The 17,064-nt window shown below is 38.2% G+C and carries 22 protein-coding genes and 1 pseudogene; 20 read left to right on the top strand and 3 right to left on the bottom strand.

The window, feature by feature from the left end; genetic code table 11:
• Positions 1 to 281: pseudogene (locus G327_RS0112520) on the bottom strand (transposase); the annotation flags it as partial.
• Positions 282 to 345: 64 nt separating this feature from the next.
• On the opposite strand from G327_RS0112520, the gene G327_RS0112515 reads away from it, so the two are divergent.
• The gene (locus G327_RS0112515; RefSeq protein WP_019615127.1) at positions 346 to 612 is read left to right on the top strand and encodes a hypothetical protein; all 267 of its coding nucleotides are present in this window, start codon (positions 346 to 348) and stop codon (positions 610 to 612) included.
• A 1-nt stretch (position 613) separates the two neighbouring features.
• Complete coding sequence (locus tag G327_RS0112510; RefSeq protein WP_019615126.1) at positions 614 to 811, top strand: hypothetical protein; 198 nt, start codon at positions 614 to 616, stop codon at positions 809 to 811.
• 202 nt (positions 812 to 1,013) lie between these two features.
• Here G327_RS0112510 and G327_RS0112505 read toward each other — a convergent pair whose 3' ends face one another.
• On the bottom strand, positions 1,014 to 1,997 hold the full coding sequence (locus tag G327_RS0112505; protein ID WP_019615125.1) for a phage integrase: 984 nt from the start codon (positions 1,995 to 1,997) through the stop codon (positions 1,014 to 1,016).
• 262 nt (positions 1,998 to 2,259) lie between these two features.
• Here G327_RS0112505 and G327_RS0112500 point away from each other — a divergent pair, with 262 nt between their 5' ends.
• The 6 genes from G327_RS0112500 (at position 2,260) to G327_RS0112475 (ending at position 9,097) form a co-directional block, all read left to right on the top strand.
• Entirely contained in the window at positions 2,260 to 2,835 is a 576-nt protein-coding gene (locus G327_RS0112500) for a DUF4760 domain-containing protein (protein ID WP_019615124.1), read from the top strand.
• 376 nt (positions 2,836 to 3,211) lie between these two features.
• On the top strand, positions 3,212 to 3,865 hold the full coding sequence (locus G327_RS0112495) for a GNAT family protein (RefSeq protein ID WP_019615123.1): 654 nt from the start codon (positions 3,212 to 3,214) through the stop codon (positions 3,863 to 3,865).
• A gap of 415 nt (positions 3,866 to 4,280) precedes the next feature.
• Positions 4,281 to 5,546: an N-6 DNA methylase gene (locus G327_RS0112490; RefSeq protein ID WP_019615122.1), complete on the top strand. Its 1,266-nt coding sequence runs from the start codon at positions 4,281 to 4,283 to the stop codon at positions 5,544 to 5,546.
• Positions 5,547 to 5,557: 11 nt separating this feature from the next.
• Positions 5,558 to 7,834 (top strand): sensor histidine kinase, encoded by a 2,277-nt coding sequence (locus G327_RS0112485; RefSeq protein WP_019615121.1) that lies wholly within the window; start codon positions 5,558 to 5,560, stop codon positions 7,832 to 7,834.
• Complete coding sequence (locus G327_RS0112480) at positions 7,834 to 8,466, top strand: hypothetical protein (protein ID WP_019615120.1); 633 nt, start codon at positions 7,834 to 7,836, stop codon at positions 8,464 to 8,466. Before G327_RS0112485 ends, G327_RS0112480 begins: the two co-directional genes overlap by 1 nt.
• Before the next feature lie 4 nt (positions 8,467 to 8,470).
• Positions 8,471 to 9,097 carry an HNH endonuclease gene (locus tag G327_RS0112475; protein ID WP_019615119.1) on the top strand — a complete coding sequence of 209 codons (627 nt, stop codon included), beginning with the start codon at positions 8,471 to 8,473 and terminating at the stop codon, positions 9,095 to 9,097.
• Positions 9,098 to 9,158: 61 nt separating this feature from the next.
• Here G327_RS0112475 and G327_RS0112470 read toward each other — a convergent pair whose 3' ends face one another.
• Positions 9,159 to 9,788: a LexA family transcriptional regulator gene (locus tag G327_RS0112470; protein ID WP_019615118.1), complete on the bottom strand. Its 630-nt coding sequence runs from the start codon at positions 9,786 to 9,788 to the stop codon at positions 9,159 to 9,161.
• A 182-nt stretch (positions 9,789 to 9,970) separates the two neighbouring features.
• Here G327_RS0112470 and G327_RS0112465 point away from each other — a divergent pair, with 182 nt between their 5' ends.
• From G327_RS0112465 to G327_RS24585, 12 genes are all read left to right on the top strand, one after another.
• Positions 9,971 to 10,270, top strand: a complete 300-nt coding sequence (locus tag G327_RS0112465) for a pyocin activator PrtN family protein (RefSeq protein ID WP_019615117.1) — start codon at positions 9,971 to 9,973, stop codon at positions 10,268 to 10,270.
• Between the two features lie 9 nt (positions 10,271 to 10,279).
• Positions 10,280 to 10,504 (top strand): hypothetical protein, encoded by a 225-nt coding sequence (locus tag G327_RS0112460; RefSeq protein WP_019615116.1) that lies wholly within the window; start codon positions 10,280 to 10,282, stop codon positions 10,502 to 10,504.
• A 12-nt stretch (positions 10,505 to 10,516) separates the two neighbouring features.
• Complete coding sequence (locus tag G327_RS0112455) at positions 10,517 to 11,056, top strand: phage regulatory CII family protein (RefSeq protein ID WP_019615115.1); 540 nt, start codon at positions 10,517 to 10,519, stop codon at positions 11,054 to 11,056.
• Positions 11,057 to 11,153: 97 nt separating this feature from the next.
• A complete protein-coding gene (locus tag G327_RS27060) occupies positions 11,154 to 11,309 on the top strand; it encodes a hypothetical protein (RefSeq protein WP_019615114.1) in 156 nt (51 codons plus the stop codon).
• Positions 11,310 to 11,311: 2 nt separating this feature from the next.
• A complete protein-coding gene (locus G327_RS24595; RefSeq protein WP_019615113.1) occupies positions 11,312 to 11,716 on the top strand; it encodes a hypothetical protein in 405 nt (134 codons plus the stop codon).
• Complete coding sequence (locus G327_RS0112440) at positions 11,713 to 12,003, top strand: hypothetical protein (protein ID WP_019615112.1); 291 nt, start codon at positions 11,713 to 11,715, stop codon at positions 12,001 to 12,003. Before G327_RS24595 ends, G327_RS0112440 begins: the two co-directional genes overlap by 4 nt.
• 6 nt (positions 12,004 to 12,009) lie before the next feature.
• Entirely contained in the window at positions 12,010 to 12,249 is a 240-nt protein-coding gene (locus tag G327_RS0112435; protein ID WP_019615111.1) for a hypothetical protein, read from the top strand.
• Positions 12,242 to 14,761, top strand: coding sequence for a replication endonuclease (locus tag G327_RS26075; protein WP_026339344.1), 2,520 nt, complete (start codon positions 12,242 to 12,244; stop codon positions 14,759 to 14,761). The genes G327_RS0112435 and G327_RS26075 overlap by 8 nt, the downstream gene beginning before the upstream one ends.
• The gene (locus tag G327_RS0112425) at positions 14,748 to 15,008 is read left to right on the top strand and encodes a hypothetical protein (protein WP_019615110.1); all 261 of its coding nucleotides are present in this window, start codon (positions 14,748 to 14,750) and stop codon (positions 15,006 to 15,008) included. The genes G327_RS26075 and G327_RS0112425 overlap by 14 nt, the downstream gene beginning before the upstream one ends.
• A gap of 3 nt (positions 15,009 to 15,011) precedes the next feature.
• Positions 15,012 to 15,224 carry a hypothetical protein gene (locus tag G327_RS0112420; protein WP_019615109.1) on the top strand — a complete coding sequence of 71 codons (213 nt, stop codon included), beginning with the start codon at positions 15,012 to 15,014 and terminating at the stop codon, positions 15,222 to 15,224.
• A gap of 312 nt (positions 15,225 to 15,536) precedes the next feature.
• Entirely contained in the window at positions 15,537 to 16,352 is an 816-nt protein-coding gene (locus G327_RS0112415; protein WP_019615108.1) for a hypothetical protein, read from the top strand.
• A 28-nt stretch (positions 16,353 to 16,380) separates the two neighbouring features.
• Complete coding sequence (locus G327_RS24585) at positions 16,381 to 17,004, top strand: M48 family metalloprotease (RefSeq protein ID WP_019615107.1); 624 nt, start codon at positions 16,381 to 16,383, stop codon at positions 17,002 to 17,004.
• Positions 17,005 to 17,064 lie beyond the last annotated feature (60 nt).

Genomic DNA, 17,064 nt, shown 5'->3' with positions numbered 1-17,064 from the left:
TTGGCAAAGAAGACCGTCGCTTTTTTTAATATTTCACGCTCCATTTCTAAGCGTTTTACTTGAGCTTTTAATTTTCGGATTTCTTCCTGCTCAGGTGTCAGCTTGCCGTTCCCTCTAAATGCATGACCATCATCATTTTCGGCTTCTTTGATCCAGCGACCAAGAATCTGAGCGCTAACCTCTAAGTTTCTTGACGCTTCTGCAATACTGTAATTTTGCTCTCTTACCAGTGAAATGGCATCAAGTTTGAATTCTTTTGAATAGGTTTTACGTTTTTTCATTTAAATCTCCAGTTAAATCAATTATGTCTTAACTGGGTTAGTCGTATCAATTAAACCACGTCATATGCAGGTGGCGACTGCCGGAGAGCTCATCACAACCATTGGAAAACTACGTAATGTGGTGGTTACCCTGGACGATAAATTAAAAGTGATGGGTAATAAAATTCAAACAATAGAAAAAGATTTAAGTATCACTGCGGCAAACATCACCCAGGACGCTACAACTATAAAATTAAATGGCGGGGCAGGTATCTGTACTGGGGCAACTATTTGTCCGTTTACAGGTAGCCCACATGTGGATGTATCAACCACCGTTTTTGCAGGGAAATAAAATGGCGCTCAGTAAATCTTCATTAAAAGAAAAATTAGAAACAGAGTTAAAAGCCCAGGGCTTTGTACTTGATGGTGGATTTGCGATGGCGAGTAAATTTGCTGAAGCTATTGCTAATGCAGTTGTTGATGAAATAACTGAAAATGCACAAGTGCCGGTTACTTCTGGAAGTTCTGCGGGCAGTTATAAAGTGACTTAAAATTTTGAGGGTGGACAGAATGTGGTCACTAAAACGAAAAAGGCCCTGTAACCTATTGATTACAGGGCCTTGTAGGGGATGGGGGGAGTCGAACCCTGCCCAACCTAGCTAAAACAATGAGTTATGAACGTTTTCAATGAGTTGCAATGCGGTGTGATGTTGTCTTATGTCCTGTTCTGCTACTAACGTGGACACAATATGGTCATTTTGCCACTGCAGATAACGGGTTTAATCTGATCGCATCTTCTAAATGTGCCGGAGAAAAATGGGCGTATTTCATGGTGTCGGTGATACTAGCATGGCCTAGAATCTGCTGTAATACCAATATATTGCCGCCGTTCATCATAAAGTGGCTGGCAAAGGTATGCCTTAATACGTGAGTTGACTGCCCTTTAGGGAGTCGAACCCCCGCCCGATTAACTGCCATTTTGAATGATTTAATGCAGTTGCTAAATAACCGTCCACTATTTTGCGGCAGTTCGTTATATAACTCTTCACTAATTGGAACCGCCCGGCGTTTATTGCCTTTGGTATGGATAAATGTAACTCGGTGGGGTGACAGTTGTGATCCTGTCATTGCTTCTGCTTCACCCCATCGACATCCCGTTGAGATGCAGATTTTAGAGATAAGGTAAGCATCATAATTACGGCCTTCTTTTAACTCATCAAAAACAATCTTAATTTCATCTGGTTTAAGAAATCCCATCTCAGGCTGTTTATATTTTAACGCTCTGAGTTCAGACAGCGGATTACCATTTTCCCATTCTCCTAAGCGTTTTAATTCATTAAACAGGGCATTCAGGTAAGTTTGGTCATTGTTAGCCGTTTTGATAGAAACCGTTTGAATACGTAGTTGACGATATTTTGAAAAATCACTGGCAGTAATATTTCTGGCAATCGGGTTCTGCATCAACAACGACATAGCGAGCAGTTTGTTTTTACGTTTTTTGCCGTCGTTCAGTGCCTGGCCGTGCAGGTTAAACCAAAGTTCAATCAATTCATCTAATCGGCGGTTATCAACTTTGTCAGGCCGCCATGATTTTTGGCTGGCTTCATTTAAGGTGTACTGCTCAAAGCGCTTTGCTTCACCCTGCGTATCAAACTGCTTACGAACACGCACACCGCCGATGCCGTTAGGGCGAAAATCAGCGAGATATTTACCGTTTGCTTGTTTCTTAATAGACATAAATGACACTCTTTTTCTTGTTTTATACAGGTGTTATACAGTTTTTTGATAAAGGGGAAAAGTGCTTGATTGGGCTCAATGCACTTTTTGTAAGTTTAAAAACACCTGGTAATTATCCTTATTTATATTGTGGTGTAATAGAGGGTAATAGTTTTATTTTGTTGACTTGTCTAAGATGTTTTTGTGTATTGTGTATTAATATACACAACGAGGCGATTACATCAATGTGACATATATAAAGCTGTTAGATAAAGGATTAAGTATGGATATTGTAGAAATAAACAAATATATAATTCCTAGCATCCAAACGCTCGTAATGATTTTTGGGTTGTTTTCTATACTATTGCTTCGTAACCAGATAAAAGATAATACACGCTGGAATCGTGTTAATGCAGCGTATGCACTTATTCATTCAGAGCATATGAATAAGTTAGAAGATAAAATGTGTTCTGGTCTTAAAGACCTTGGTATCAAAACGAATGGAAATGCATTAACAGAAAAACAATTAGAAGATTTGATTGGCAATGCTGATACATATGAAAGTGTTATTGATTACTTGAACCATCTTGAAAGAATTTGTGCAGGAATTTCTTACAAGGCTATGGATGAAGAGTTAACATATAGTTTTTTTTCGGACTTCATTATCCGCTCTTACTGCGTCTGTGGTCCACTTATTCGTCATATCAGGGAAAAACATGGCAATGATGAAGAGTTTTTTATTGAGCTTGAAAGGATTTCATTTAAGTGGGAGAAAAGAAACAGTCATCGACTGGAATGTATTCAAAAAACAATAAAGAAGATCAAGTCTCAAGGTGGGGTACCTCGTGCGTCAGAATAGTTGTCACCTCTAATTTTTAGAGGTAATCAATACCCAAAAGGTGGACATACATGGTCAAAAATTAAAGATCAGACTCGAAATCAATGGGTGACCTTGATGTTATATAGCGTTTAAATAAAGGTTAAAAGTGCTTAACGAAGAGGGATGGACTATTTATAAATAATTGTTTTGGGTAGCTTTCCGTGTTTTCATCGTAAATATGGAATAGTTCAGCCTATCTACAATAGGTAGATCTCATTGTAGTGTACAACTATTTGATAAATAGTGCTAAACATGTAAAGTTTACTTTTGTTATAAATAATTGATAAGCGACTTTCTTGTGGAAACAAGGAATGATTCAGCACTAATAAGTGCTATGTGTTTAAGGAGTATTACCGTGAAATTGAATGAAATTTTTCCAAAAGAGTCAATTGTATCTAAAGTAGGTATTGATGATGTTATTTTCCATGAAATTGGTATTAACAATATTGATGCAATCGTAAAAGCGAAAGATAGCTGTATGTTTGAACTAGGTGGTACCATTTGGGATAAGCATATTCAAGCAACACCTAGTGAAAACCCAATGATTCTAGGTCCGCATTTTCAAACTGCAAATCCATATTTATTCAAGGAAGTATCTAAAGTAATTGGTGAAGACACTATTAAAGATATTTCGTATACATATACAGAAATAAAAAGCTCTGATGTTAAATATTCAAAATTCAGCGAATTATTGATAGCTGTTTTGCATCAAAATATACTACATATATCAGATATTGAATTTTCACATCCTTTACATGAAATCCCTGAAAAAAACAGAAAATATACTTTTCAATCTCATAAGGGTTTAGGTTTGTTTGGTGAGCTTATTTCTAACTGTATTACTTTTTGTAAGCAGGAAAAACTGAATAAAATTTGCTTAACTGCAGCTGCTATAGACTTAGTTCCGTTGTTTGAAAAACATGGGTTTACAGTAGATGATACTCCGACAGGTCGCCATGGCATGGCATATGGTGGAAGTATTCCTATGACTAAGTTACTGGGAAGTTAACAGGGCATAGATAAAAGACACAGGGTCAAGATTAATGACCTGACCCTGATGGATTTCTAAACGGATGCCAAACAATTGTTTTGGTTCCTTCCCCATAAACAAAAAAGACTGGATACCTACATTTTCTATCCTAAAAATTGATTTTTAATATTTAAACAACTGAATATCCTGTTTTCTTTCCTTGTTTTTTCTAAACTGAAAATTTATCGAGATGTCGTGGAACTATTAGGCGAGATAAATTAATAACTTAGCCAGGTTGAATGTTAATTGTCCTGCAGAAAAAAACAAAAAATATTATATAAGAAAAAGTCAATTCCTAGGCAGATCAATACTTTATTAGAAGTCATTTATGGCTACATATTTTGTAACATGTTAAAGTCGAGAGATACTTTTCCTGCAGAATAATAAACTCTCTATGAATCAACTTTATAACACTAATAATATTTTAGAATCGCTATTTGAATCCTTTGAATATGCCGATACTGCGCAATTAAGATTAGTATTAGACCTTGATCATAGTGATGAAGTCCTGAGACAGTATCTATCTATTGATGAAATGAGAGAGATTGGTAGTTTCTTCACAGGACAAAAGCTATCCTCATTGGCTGTTAAAGGTTTATGCAATGCGATAACATTTGATTCAGTTGTTCTAGACCCTACATGTGGAGCTGGGAATTTACTGATTGAATGTTCGCGTAAATTAGGCATAAAAAATAGCCTATTAGAAACACTAAAGTTATGGGGAAATGTTCTTTGTGGTTTCGATTTATTTGAATCCTTCATCAGAGCAACAAAAATGCGCCTTATTCTTGAAGCTCTAGATAGAGGTGCTAAAAAAGACTGTAGTTTGGCTGAAGCTTTAAGCCAATTCGGTAATATCAAGGTAATGGACGCAATGTATTTACATTCTGAGGAATTAAAAAATATCACCCATGCCATTATGAACCCTCCATTTTCAAGTTGGGATTCACCTGAGGTCAATTATTGGAAAAAAGGTAAAGTGAACTCTGCAGGTGTTGTTTTAGATCATTACATCCGTAATCTTCCTGACGAATGTGTAATTAGTGCTATTTTACCTGATGTATTACGTTCAGGGAGTCGGTATGAAGAGTGGCGTAGTTACACTTCAAATAATCTGATCGGGAATTGTGAAGTAATTGGGCGTTTTAATAAAAAGACTGATGTTGATGTTTTTTTACTTACAGGGCTTTTGAAAACAAGCAATGAGAATATTAGTTGGTTTAAATCATTGCAGGAATATACTCCTGTTTCAGAGTTCTTTGATGTTTGTATTGGTCCTCTTGTTGCGTATAGAGATCCAGAAAAAGGACCTCGATACCCTTATGTACATCCTAAAAATGCACCTGTTTGGGAAACTCTCAAAGAATTGAGTGAAACTCGAGAATTTACAGGAAGAATCATAGAACCGCCATTTGTTGTTATTCGTAGAACATCTAGTCCGAGTGATAAATCCAGAGCATCAGCTACAATAATTGCGACTGCAGAAGCGGTAGCGGTAGAAAATCACCTTATAGTTATCAGGCCTAAAAGTTCAACGATAAAGGACTGTAAGAAATTACTTAAAGTGCTGAAGTCGCCAAAAACAAATGATTTTTTGAATGATAGAATGCGCTGCCGACATTTGACCGTTGGTATTGTTAAACAAATTCCTTTCCAGTGAGTTGATGCTGAATGAAACGTACATTAATAGCTAAAAAACCTTTTGAGTTTTCTGCTCGTATAACATTGCAGCTTGGCAGAGAAAGCATTTCTAGCTCTACGGTTGCACTATCCGAGTTGATTAAAAACTCTTATGATGCAGATGCTTATGAAGTGAAGTTAAATTTCTATTTGAGGAAAAAAGCAACTTCTACCTTAATTTTTAAAGATACTGGTAATGGAATGACATTAGATATGTTATTTGATAACTGGTTAAAGATTGGTACTGATAACAAATCAAAATTTGGCCGTTCAAGCAAGCTGAGTCGAATTCTAACTGGGGCAAAAGGTTTAGGGCGCTTAGGTATTGATCGGCTGTGTAAAAAGGTGATTTTATACACAAAAACAAAAGACATGGACCACGCTATACAACTAACAGTAAATTGGAAAAAGTTTGAAAATACTGGTTTGTCATTATCTGAAATTCATCATGATATATATAAAGTTGAGCTACCCGTAAAAGATAAATATGGAGATATATTTATTGATAAAGACTCTGCAGGTACCAGAATGGTTTTGCTTGGCTTAAAAGATGATTGGGATGATGATTTTTTAGAAATATTAGAAAATGAATTAAGGTTATTGGTTTCACCATATAAATCTTATAATGATTTTGATATTACATTGAACTCCGTACAGGGAGAGAATGAGAAGTCTATAAAAATCAGTTCAGAAAAATTCCTTAATGTTGCAAAGTGGAAAGCAAAAGCAGTAGTAGATAAAAAAGGAAGAGTGAAAACAATCTTTACTAATATCAAGAGTGAAACCGATGTTATACAGCCCCCTATAGAATGGAATCAGTGGATAAAAAATTGTGGAAATACTCCCTTATTTGGCCCTCTAGAGTTTGAATTTTATTATATGCCTCGCGATACAGTTGAGCTCGGAAAAGTAAACTTACGTGTTAAAGACTGGAAAAAATTCATGGACCAGAATAGAGGGGTCCGGTTATATAGAGACCACTTTCGTGTAAGGCCGTACGGAGAGCCATCAGGAAAAGGAGATTGGTTAGATTTAGGCTATAGAAAGGCTTCTAACCCTGCCGCAATAAGCCGAGACTCATGGAATATTGCACCTCATCAAGCTATGGGGGCCGTTATATTATCTAGAGAAAATAATGCAGAGCTAGATGATCAGGCGAATCGAGAAGGCATTATAGAGAATGAAGCCTTTTTTCAAATGAGGGCTTTTGTTCTTAAAGTTATTGATACATTAGAATCATTAATTCATAAGGATAGAGTCAGTGATCAGGAGACTGATTTATTAGAGGTGCTTGAGAAAGAAACTGAAACATATAAATCTGATGCAAATATAGCGTTAAATGAATATAAGCAAGCTGTCGTTACAAAAAAGAGAAAAAAAACCAAGAAAAAAGAATTATCTCCAGCTCGAATGGCAAATAAACGTCTTCGAGAATTTGAGAAAGCAAAAGACTTGCATCAAGAAGCAATGGATAGATATAAAGAGCAGCTAAAATTAGAGAGAAAAAAATTAGAAAATGAAAAAAATACATTATCAAACTTAGCCTCTATTGGGATTCTAACAGTATGTTTTGGACATGAAATTAGACAGCACTCAGGTCGTGCTTTAGCAAATTCTGGTGAGATCATTGATATGGTAGAAGACTTTGAAATGGGGATAGAAGAGCTTGATACTAAACTCGTTTCTAAAATTGCAGGGTCAATTCAAGATAATATTAAATATGTAGATGATTTTTCAGCTCTAGCCTTAAATAATATTAAACCGGATAAACGCACAAGAAAAAAAATATCTGTCCCGAAAATATTTGATTACATCTTCAATTTAATGGCTGCGACATTTAAAACGATGGGTATTAAGACGCAGGTAACATTTAAAGATATATCTCGTGAAGACTTTAACGTAAAGGCTTTTGAGATAGACTGGGAAAGTATTATTATAAACCTTATAACAAATGCAATATGGGCTATGGAGACAACTGAAAGGGAATTGCGTTTGATAGAAGTGGAATTTGCAAGAATAGATGGTAAAACATTAAGTATTAATTTCCGAGATTCTGGTTGTGGCTTAGAGATTGGTAGTGAAGAGAGTATTTTTTTACCGATGCATAGTTCAAAACGAGATAGAACAGGAAATTCAATTGGAACAGGCATGGGGTTATCAATAGTCAAAAATCATGTTGTTGATCATATTGGTGGATTTATAGAGGCATTCCCAAATAGTAGTCTTGGTGGTGCAGAGTTCAGAATAGAAATTCCGATGGCAAAATAATGAAAAAACTGAAAATAATTTATATAGATGATGAAGCTGAAGCAAGAGATACTTATAGTGGGCCTCTTAAAAGAATATATGGCAAAGATTTTGAAATGTTAACGTTAGAGCCTAAGAGAACAACCCCTGAAATGATTTCAGAGTTACATAATTATGAAGGTATAGCCGCTTATATCATAGATGAAAAGCTAACTCATACTGGAAAAACCCTTTATCTAGGGACAGAGTTAATTGAAGCAATTAGAGCATTCGATTTGAAAGTTCCTGCATATATATTAACCAGCGATCCATCGAGTGTCGACCCATTGTTAGGTAGTATAGAGTTTGTCATTGGTAAAGCAGACCTTTCAAATAGACAAAAACGTCCAGCGTTTTCTAAACGTATGTTACGTCATATTCAAACATATAATGATATAAAATCAGTTCGAGCTGAAAGGTTTGATGAGTTATTGAAAAAATCTATTGAGGTAGGCCTATCAGCTGATGAAACTCGTGAATACGAAGAGTTAGATATAGTTCGTATAAAACCAGTTCTGGCGATGGAAGAGTCTGCCAACTCAGAAGAGCTTGATAGGCAGCAAGAGCTTATTGATGATATTGAAGCAAAATTAATGAAGATAGGGGAACTGTGACAATATGTTCTTTCCTAAATTAATACGCCGTAGTGAAGAAGATTACTTTAATATTCGTAAAAAGTTTTATGCCAATTACAGAGATAATTATCCTAAAGTAAAAGATGATTGTAAAAGTAGGTGTGTTTATTGTGATATAACAGTAAAGGAGTATGGTGGTGACAATATGCAGCTTGATCACTTTCGTCCCCAAGAGCATTTTGAGCACCTTGAAACACACCCGCATAATTTGTATTTATCTTGTCCAAAGTGCAATGTACTAAAAACATCTGATTGGCCATGTTGTAAAAAGACGAATGATGCACCTTCATTTGTTGGTTCTATCGGGTATTTAGATCGATTTAAGCATAACGCTGATGATTATCTTAGAGTTGAAAAAGATGGAACAATAACTCATATAGCTGGTCCTACAAATTACATGATAATGAAAATGAAACTGAATCGTCCAAGTAGAACTAATATTAGGCGTAAAAGAATAATTGAGTCACAAAAGACGAAACTACTGATTGGGATTAATAAGCTTACTGAGAAGCTACTCCAAGACAGTAAGTCAGGTAAAATTAGTATGGCTCAAGTGCCTGATAGATTAGAAAACATCCGTTTGTTAACTACAATGGCTCAGTCCATTTAAGGTATACCAAATATAAAAAGCCCGCTAATCAGCGGGCTTTTTGCTTTCTGCAATAAATTAGCTACATCCTCTGCCCAGACCAAACCACTTCACCGATGATTTCAAAATCTTCGGTGGCTAGTTCGTCGCGGCTGAGTTCCCACTCTTTATAGGTGGTGTTGTCGCTGACGACGGTTAGGCCTGCTTTTGAAAACTGCAGGCGTTTTACCATTAGCCGGTTATCAAATCTAAATACGTAAATTCCATCCCCAGAGAACTCTTTAATTCTGCTCACCATGATAAGAGCTTGGTTTTTTAGAGTGGGCGCCATGCTGTCGCCTTTGACCGGCATCATGAATACATCTTTTGCATTTACGCCAATCACTTCATCAATAAATTTACGACTAAAGGTTATGTAGTCGTTTTGATCTTCTTGCATGACTAGCGTGCCATGCCCCGCACTTACTTCTATATCGTAAAAATCGAGAGATACAAAATTATTGATAGGCGAAGCACCATTCTTCGCGATGTGCTCTGCGATTTGTTGTGCTTTTAAAAGTACAGAATCAGGCACCTTACCTCTAACTTTCCAATTCTGAATCGTGTTTCTTGCTACGCCCAGTGATTTTGCCAAGTCGATATTTTTAGAGGTTTGAGTGAGCCTTTTTAGCTCATTTATTTGTTCTTGTACTTGTTCTTTGATTTCGTCCATTTCACACCTGCGCCACATAAAAAGCTAATAACTGTAAATAAATGCAAAAACACCTTGTAATGAACATCTTTTGGGTCAAGAATAACATCATGTTACTTAATTGGTCGTTATGGTGTTCTTTTGCATTTGAGTGCATTTGAGTGCATTTGAATACTATTAGTTACTTTATACAGAGGTGAATTATGAAAGCAAGTACCAAGCCAGCAACTATTGCTGATATTGAACAAGAGTTACTAAACCGCTTTGGTTCTTCAGAGATTCCGCTTAAAGAAATCTCAAAAGAGGTGTTGAACATGATGCCGCGTGTTGCAGCTGAAAAAGCAGCTAAGCGTACACTCCCTTTTCCTGCGCACCGGTTGCGAAACCGTCTCCCTTGGATGGTCACACTTAAAGATGTTGCTACGGCAATATTCGATGCTCGTTGCCTAGCCCAGAAAGAGTGGGAAGCAGCACAGCCCAATTCACCTTCTCCTCAACATTAAGGGACTTATATGAACATGACCTTATCTTTTGGCCCGCCACTGCTGAGCCTTGAAGAATATGCACGGCGCACGGGAATTACTATTGATTCTGTACGCAATCAGATAATTAAAGGGCAGTTACCTTTTATTCAACATGGAACGCGCGGCACTCGTTATATCAATATGGTGCAGCTGACGCAGCTTTGTCTCGAGGCCAATACTGATAACCCACACAACAAGTGCTCGTTTAATTGAGGTTAAGTATTAATGATGAACCAATCTAATACAAAGGGCAGTTTCCGTGAGGCTGCACTGCATGCATTAAATGAGGCTTGTTGCGCTTTTTCTGAAAAAGAAAACATGCTGAAGATCTCTGCCAATACCGGGATAGGGCAATCGCAGCTGCGTAATAAATTAAACCCGTCACAGACGCACAAGCTGTCTGTTGATGATTTGTTACTGATTACCAAAGACACTGGCAACTACTGCATCGTTAACAGCCTACTGTTAAATCTCGATATGGTTGCGGTAAAGATTGATCCGCAAGGCTGTGAAGAAACACTCGTTAAACGCGCATTAGAAAACAGCATGAATGCTGGTGAGTTATCCCGCCTTGCATTAGAGAACGGCGGCGAAATTCGTTTACCGCGATCTCGACGTAACGAGCTGTTAGAACGCGCGCACAAAAGCGTCAGCAATTTAGTGATGCTGATGAATGACCTTGAAAACAAAACCAGTGGTGTTGCGCCGTTTTTATCTATGGCAACAGATTTTGTCATTACCAATGGTGCACCGGGATTAACTTAGGGAGTGTTTAGGAAGTAAATAATAAGGTGAGGAGAGTGTGATAACCAGAGCTGTAACTCTGATTATCACGTACATAACTTTATCTGGAGACTCAATCATGTCCAACGAATATAGCACAGCTTTAAAAATGGGTGCAACAGCCCCGTTTATTTTAATTATGGCATTGAGCCGTTTTGAACGTCGCGCCTTTATTGAGGCGGTATCACCTAATTTATCATCGGCACTGAAACGTCCACTACTGAAAGGAGTTTAATCATGCGAGTAGAAAATAATAATCTAACAACAAACCACAGCGCCATGTTACCTGGCATGGGGTTAGTTTTTGCTAAAGGTGGTACAAAGCCGAATGTAAAAGCAGTGCCGACAGTGAACACGCACAGTGAAAGTGAGGAGGCGGTTTACAGTATGGTGAATTCCATTATGACGCTAGCGATGTTGAATGCTGAAGTACTGCATATCCAGACCTCATATTCACCACATGTTAAAAAGCTTAATGTGCGTGTTCAACCTGCCGACTCCGATTATAAAAATCCGAATGTGGTTTTTATTGAGGAAATTTATTTGGATAAACCAACGTCGCTGGAGCAGTTAAAGGTACTGGAAGATTTATTAATAGAGCTGGTTGCTGATGCAAAAGATTTAGCGATGGGGGCAGTATGAGATTTAACAATGTAGCCTCGCCAGAAGTCGCAAGTCAGCACCTCACGCAAATTCACGCAATGATGAGCTCACAGAACACCATTAATTACGGTGAAAATATGTGGAACTCATTAACCTCAAAAGAGCGAGTCATGTTTTGTAAAGAAGCAGGGTTCCAGAGTCAGCTTGCTGATAAGCCTTTGTCAGAAATGAAGCCTGATACGCGTAAGGCAATCTTTAATGCCATCAAACGTATTCAGAGTGCCGCTAATATGTTTAACAAACTTTCATTTAGTGATTTTGGGTAGGTTTCAGTGGCTAAGAAATACCTTAAAAAATTGGTGTTAAAAGTTCGTCCTGGTGCTTGGGATGATTTACCTGAGCATGAAAAAGCCTATATCTGCAAGCAGGGCGACTTACCTAAACATGTGGCGCAGTTACGTGTGAGTGAAATGAGTGTGCCGGTGTTGGATAAACTCTATTTTGCTGTGATGTATTTGGCTGACTGTGATGTGAATATTCTCGATGCATTCACAGGCGGTCGCCTTGTATAAACTTGCCTTTCAAGAACTCCCTGAAAAAACATTAGAAAACGCCCATTGTGGAACTCAAAGTCAGTGGAGTATTTGTGAAAAGTTTGCTGTTGAAAAACTTAATGCCTGTCTGCCGGTTGAGTTAGCTGCTTCTGTTTATAAGCAGTATGTCAAAAAATGGGATTACCACATGACCAACAAGGGCACTGCACGCAGCGCTAATATTTGGTTTCGCAAGGTAGTTGCAAACGTTGAACGTTCAGTTAAAAGTTTTCCTGTTGACCTGCGCTTATTAGCCACTGAAACCGGACGAGAAATGCAGGCTGTGTTTCATGCTGAAGCATGCCTGCAAACCATGGTTGATATGAAAGGCTCGGGCATCTCCCCAAAAATACGTGTAGAAGCAACTCAGACGGTTGCTGATGAATGGGGATTTATCGTGCATTTACCTTGTCTGCATTTAGAGCAGGAAGAGAATGAAGGTGAGGATGCTTTTGAAGCGCGAAAAGAGCAAGCAAAGGCGGATTGTCATGTTAAACGTTTAGTAGATGTTAAGTGGTGGAAAGATAAGATTGAGAATGCATATAGACAGTTTTGCGAACATTGCCAGATAGTACGTGGTTATGTTCGCAAAGGTGTTTCTAATTACGTTAGCCAGCAGGCATTACGAGATGCGCACGCAAGACATGCTGCCAATATGGATATGCTGGAAAGCATGATTGTTCGTAATGACGTAACGGGCGAAGAGCATGAAATGCTTGATATATATAAAGGCTCAATTGCTAATCCTGAACTGCGCCGTCATGATTTAATGGTAAGAATGCGCGGTTTTGAAAACTGGGCGAAGCAGAATAATTTAATCGGTGGCTTTTTCACTATTACCGCCCCCTCGCAATATCACCCCTGCAGAACCAAAGCCAATGGCAAGGTTTCTGACAATCCCAAATACAAAGGTGCCTCACCCAGAGAAACGCAGGACTACTTAAATTCAGTTTGGAAACGGGTCCGTACTAAGTTGGGTAATCACGGTATTCAATTAGCCGGCTTTCGAGTGTGTGAACCCCACCATGATGCAGCACCACACTGGCATGCACTTTTCTTCTTTAAACCGGAACAAGAGCAGTTTATCCGCTTTGTTATTTCTGATTATTTCACCCAGGCCGACCGTGAAGAGCTGAATGCAAATAATGATGAGTTTGATGCATGGAATAAGCTGGTTGTAAGAAAAGCATCTAAGGAATATTGGTTTCCAGAGCTAAGTGAATTTGATGAGAAGCAGCTCATTACTCCTCTGACTGAGCGCATAGAGAAACGTGTGAAATATGTGCGTATTGATGAAAAGTTTGGCAGTGCTACTGCTTATATCGCCAAATATATTGCTAAAAATGTGGATGGTTATCAGGTGGAAAATGTTGAAGATGGTGAGCCTGCAAACAAGCTGGCCTTTGCCGCCTGTGCGTGGTCAAAGCTCCATCGTATTCGTCAGTTTCAGCAGATAGGCGGTCCTCCCGTTACTGTCTACCGTGAATCAAGGCGCCTAGAGCAGGATCCTGTTGTGAAAGCAGCTAAGGAGCAAGCGAAAGAAGCTGGTGAAAAATACACTCCTGAGATTAAAGATTTTTTCACCTTAAAGCGCGAAAAAGATCCGGTAGAGTTGGTGCGCTTTGCCGCCGATGCCGGTAACTGGAGCATGTTTATTGATGCGATGGGCGGACTGCATTGTAAGCGCAGTGATAGACCTGTGCAGATAGCTTATTGCCCAAAAGTTAATGATAACGGCGAGGCTGTTAAGGTTTTAAAAGGTCTTTCTTGCCGTTCATTAACGATGATTACACATGACGGTAATTGGTCGATAGTGAAGAAAGGAAGTGTGGCGGCTCTTGAGAAAAACGACAGTTTTTCCCTTGGAGTTCTGTCAATAACTGTACGCGAACGTCTCGTGGACGCAGAAATATTAGGGTTGTGGTCAGAATTTAAGCAGAAAGGAGAGTCTGTTTCAGTACCTGAATTTGAGCGTTTTCTACTGGGTTCAACCCTGGTTCTTGAAACAACAGTTAAGGGTGACATAAAGCGGCAAAGAAAAGCCAAATTGAAGCAGTCATATCTAGATAGAGGGTTATATTCGGTCGATATTTGGGAAGATGTGCGTGATCTTTCATATGTGTACATTGAAGATTTAATTAATACACCCGCAAAGGCTAGAAAACTAGGAAGTAATGAATTTTTGCCTGAGCATCAGCATAAATCAAGAAAAGATCGTATTTATGATATGAAGAATTTAGACGAAGCTTTAGCTGAACGTGGGGACAAGTTAAAACTGTGCTATCGGGATTCAGGCTGGCGTACCAGTTACAGTGCATTGCATAACTATGGCTGTGATTTTAATTGTGATCCATCGGTAGACCACGAAGCACTGCTTTCGATTGAGGTAAACACTGCTAGCCGTTTAGCCATGGTGAAAGCGTGGGCTGAAAAGAAAAATATTGAGTTAATTGAGACAAAAGCAGGGGTAAAAGGTGATGAAAGATATTGATTATGGTTTTTACGATGAGAATGGAATATATGTAAATAGTTTAGTTAATAATTACCTAATTAAGCATAATTTGGAACCTACAGTTGAGCGGATAAATAGGCTGGAAAGAGAGTTTAGTAGGCACCCCGAGCCAGAGTTTAAGTTGAAACCGAGTAACGCTTCTTTACCGTATGCTGAACGTGAGAGGTGGAAAGAAGACAAATCAAGTAAGTCTAATTATAACGCCTATGCAAACCGGAAAGGTTAATCAATGCGAGTTAAAAAAATTAAGGTAGCAAAACAACTTTTAATAGTTGTATGGATCCCTAATCTTGAAACAAAGCCGTTAACTGTCGATGAAGTGTTGAAGGTTGGGGGCCGAATTGTTGATAAAAACCTCTCTAAGATTGGGGCCGAAGAGGTTGAACGGTGTTTGAATATTGGTACGGAAGGGCTTGATGGGGAGTACATAACTGTTTACTAAAACATTCAAAATTACCCTGTAAATAATTCCGTGTTTCCACCATAAATACGGAAAAATTCCACCTAATAAGATGTTAGTCCTTTTAGATTCTGATGGTGTAATAGAGTGTAATAGTTATATTTAAGATTGTGTCTAACATAGTAAATGAGATTAGCTACAAATAGCGTCAAGTCTTGTTTTTCATTTACTAAAGCAAAAGGCAAGGCTTGATACTATTAATTTTCAGTATTGCTTGTTTTCCGTGTTCCCACCGTAAATATGGAATTATTTCGTCTAATAAGATGTTAAATTTCGTAAATAAAGAAAGGGTCAATGAAAATGGAAGATAATATTACAACAATAGCAGAAACAGATAGTACTCAAAAAAAAGAAAAGCTTTTATGGTATCGAAATGTATCAATATTAATTCCCTTAGTAGCACTTGTCTTTACAGTATTTACTTCATTAACGTCTTACATAAAAGGTTCTCATGATGACTATTTGGCGTCACGAATAGAGCTAAGAACTATTATTAGCGAAATAGTAAAAATGAATGAAGATTTCGCAGAAATCACAAAAAAATATGCAAATGATTCTAATACTATTTCAGCCCTTTCCGCTCAATACAATACCAAAAACTCCATTTTATCCCAGCAGGCCCTCGCTGTAATTAATAGACTAGAAAGTAGCTTATTTGGAAAAAATACTGTTTTGGATGTTGAGTATATGGCTATAGGCCAAGCACTGAGCAGTTCATATATGTATGACGAGGCACTTGAGGCATATCTTTTGAGTTATTCCAGAGCAACGGACTCCACTATTGCCGCCGGATCGCTTAGGGCTGTTGCAGGGATATATATGATAAAGGGAAACGTCATTGAAACGAGAAAAATGATGGGTGAAGCTGCCAATATTTATTTAGGCCCAAAATTTTCTGGAGAAATTGAATTTAAAAAATTAGTGACAAACGCCAACACATATCTTCAGTGGGCTCAGGTGGAGGTAGGCTTTGGAGATTGTAAAGCAGCCAAAGAAAAAATTGATGCTGTAAGGCTACTATTACCCCAAATCCCTAATAGTCCAGTTAAGAATCAGTTGGTTGCTCAGTCAAAATTCCTGATTGGAGCCACTGCAAACTGTGGTAGCTAATTTAACTTTATAAGATAGAGGTATAAAAATGAAAGCTCGAAGTTTTATATTTATTTTTCTATTGGCATGTTTCTTTGCATCAACAGCCAACTCCCAAGTTGCTATGTTTTCTGGTTGGGATCAATTTTGTGGTATTAGGGTTATTTCTGTAAGTAATCCTCAAGGAGCTTCTGCGTCAATTGACCAGATAGGGCCGGTTATATATGCAGATCCAAGTGTTTTAGGTAACTGGAGTATGTCTAGAGTGTTTACTTTAGCGCATGAGTGTGGACATCACATGAATGGTCATGTTACCCCTCAAGGAATGTGGTTTAGAAAAACACAGTTCTGGGCCACTAGGGATCAAGAGCTACAGTCTGACTGCTGGGCAGCACGTGCGTTGAGTCGCAGTAAGAACTATGCCGATCTCGACAGGACAATTCGCCAGTTTGCAAGTCAGGGGCTTTATATGCAAGGTAATTACCCTTCAGGATTAGAAAGAGCTCAAACAATAGCGAGATGCGGAAAGGTGAATTTTGATTTTACTCCATTTCTTCCCGCCACTTTCTGCGCCACGAATTACGGTCCTTGTCAGCTTTTTAATCAAATATCAAAAGGCTCGCAGTGTTTTTGCCAAACACCTCAAGGACAAATTTGGGGTATAGCGCGATAAATTTAACAAATCAAAGCACGCGGACTTGGTAAAGCTATCATCTTTTTTGTTCCAAAAAAG

The sequence above is a fragment of the Psychromonas ossibalaenae ATCC BAA-1528 genome (assembly GCF_000381745.1).
Taxonomy (GTDB): domain Bacteria; phylum Pseudomonadota; class Gammaproteobacteria; order Enterobacterales; family Psychromonadaceae; genus Psychromonas; species Psychromonas ossibalaenae.
Note: the sequence above shows the minus strand (reverse complement) of the source record. Positions and strands in the feature narration are given on the sequence as shown.

Excerpts from the sequence above, each read along its gene's own strand:
- G327_RS0112500 (WP_019615124.1), top strand. The coding sequence starts at position 2,260 with ATGGATATTGTAGAAATAAACAAATATATAATTCCTAGCATCCAAACG.
- G327_RS0112485 (WP_019615121.1), top strand. The coding sequence starts at position 5,558 with ATGAAACGTACATTAATAGCTAAAAAACCTTTTGAGTTTTCTGCTCGT.
- G327_RS27060 (WP_019615114.1), top strand. The coding sequence starts at position 11,154 with ATGTCCAACGAATATAGCACAGCTTTAAAAATGGGTGCAACAGCCCCG.
- G327_RS0112440 (WP_019615112.1), top strand. The coding sequence starts at position 11,713 with ATGAGATTTAACAATGTAGCCTCGCCAGAAGTCGCAAGTCAGCACCTC.
- G327_RS0112490 (WP_019615122.1), top strand. The coding sequence starts at position 4,281 with ATGAATCAACTTTATAACACTAATAATATTTTAGAATCGCTATTTGAA.
- G327_RS0112510 (WP_019615126.1), top strand. The coding sequence starts at position 614 with ATGGCGCTCAGTAAATCTTCATTAAAAGAAAAATTAGAAACAGAGTTA.
- G327_RS0112425 (WP_019615110.1), top strand. The coding sequence starts at position 14,748 with ATGAAAGATATTGATTATGGTTTTTACGATGAGAATGGAATATATGTA.
- G327_RS0112505 (WP_019615125.1), bottom strand. The coding sequence starts at position 1,997 with ATGTCTATTAAGAAACAAGCAAACGGTAAATATCTCGCTGATTTTCGC.
- G327_RS24595 (WP_019615113.1), top strand. The coding sequence starts at position 11,312 with ATGCGAGTAGAAAATAATAATCTAACAACAAACCACAGCGCCATGTTA.
- G327_RS0112420 (WP_019615109.1), top strand. The coding sequence starts at position 15,012 with ATGCGAGTTAAAAAAATTAAGGTAGCAAAACAACTTTTAATAGTTGTA.
- G327_RS0112470 (WP_019615118.1), bottom strand. The coding sequence starts at position 9,788 with ATGGACGAAATCAAAGAACAAGTACAAGAACAAATAAATGAGCTAAAA.
- G327_RS0112480 (WP_019615120.1), top strand. The coding sequence starts at position 7,834 with ATGAAAAAACTGAAAATAATTTATATAGATGATGAAGCTGAAGCAAGA.
- G327_RS0112475 (WP_019615119.1), top strand. The coding sequence starts at position 8,471 with ATGTTCTTTCCTAAATTAATACGCCGTAGTGAAGAAGATTACTTTAAT.
- G327_RS24585 (WP_019615107.1), top strand. The coding sequence starts at position 16,381 with ATGAAAGCTCGAAGTTTTATATTTATTTTTCTATTGGCATGTTTCTTT.
- G327_RS0112515 (WP_019615127.1), top strand. The coding sequence starts at position 346 with ATGCAGGTGGCGACTGCCGGAGAGCTCATCACAACCATTGGAAAACTA.
- G327_RS0112415 (WP_019615108.1), top strand. The coding sequence starts at position 15,537 with ATGAAAATGGAAGATAATATTACAACAATAGCAGAAACAGATAGTACT.
- G327_RS0112460 (WP_019615116.1), top strand. The coding sequence starts at position 10,280 with ATGAACATGACCTTATCTTTTGGCCCGCCACTGCTGAGCCTTGAAGAA.
- G327_RS0112455 (WP_019615115.1), top strand. The coding sequence starts at position 10,517 with ATGATGAACCAATCTAATACAAAGGGCAGTTTCCGTGAGGCTGCACTG.
- G327_RS0112465 (WP_019615117.1), top strand. The coding sequence starts at position 9,971 with ATGAAAGCAAGTACCAAGCCAGCAACTATTGCTGATATTGAACAAGAG.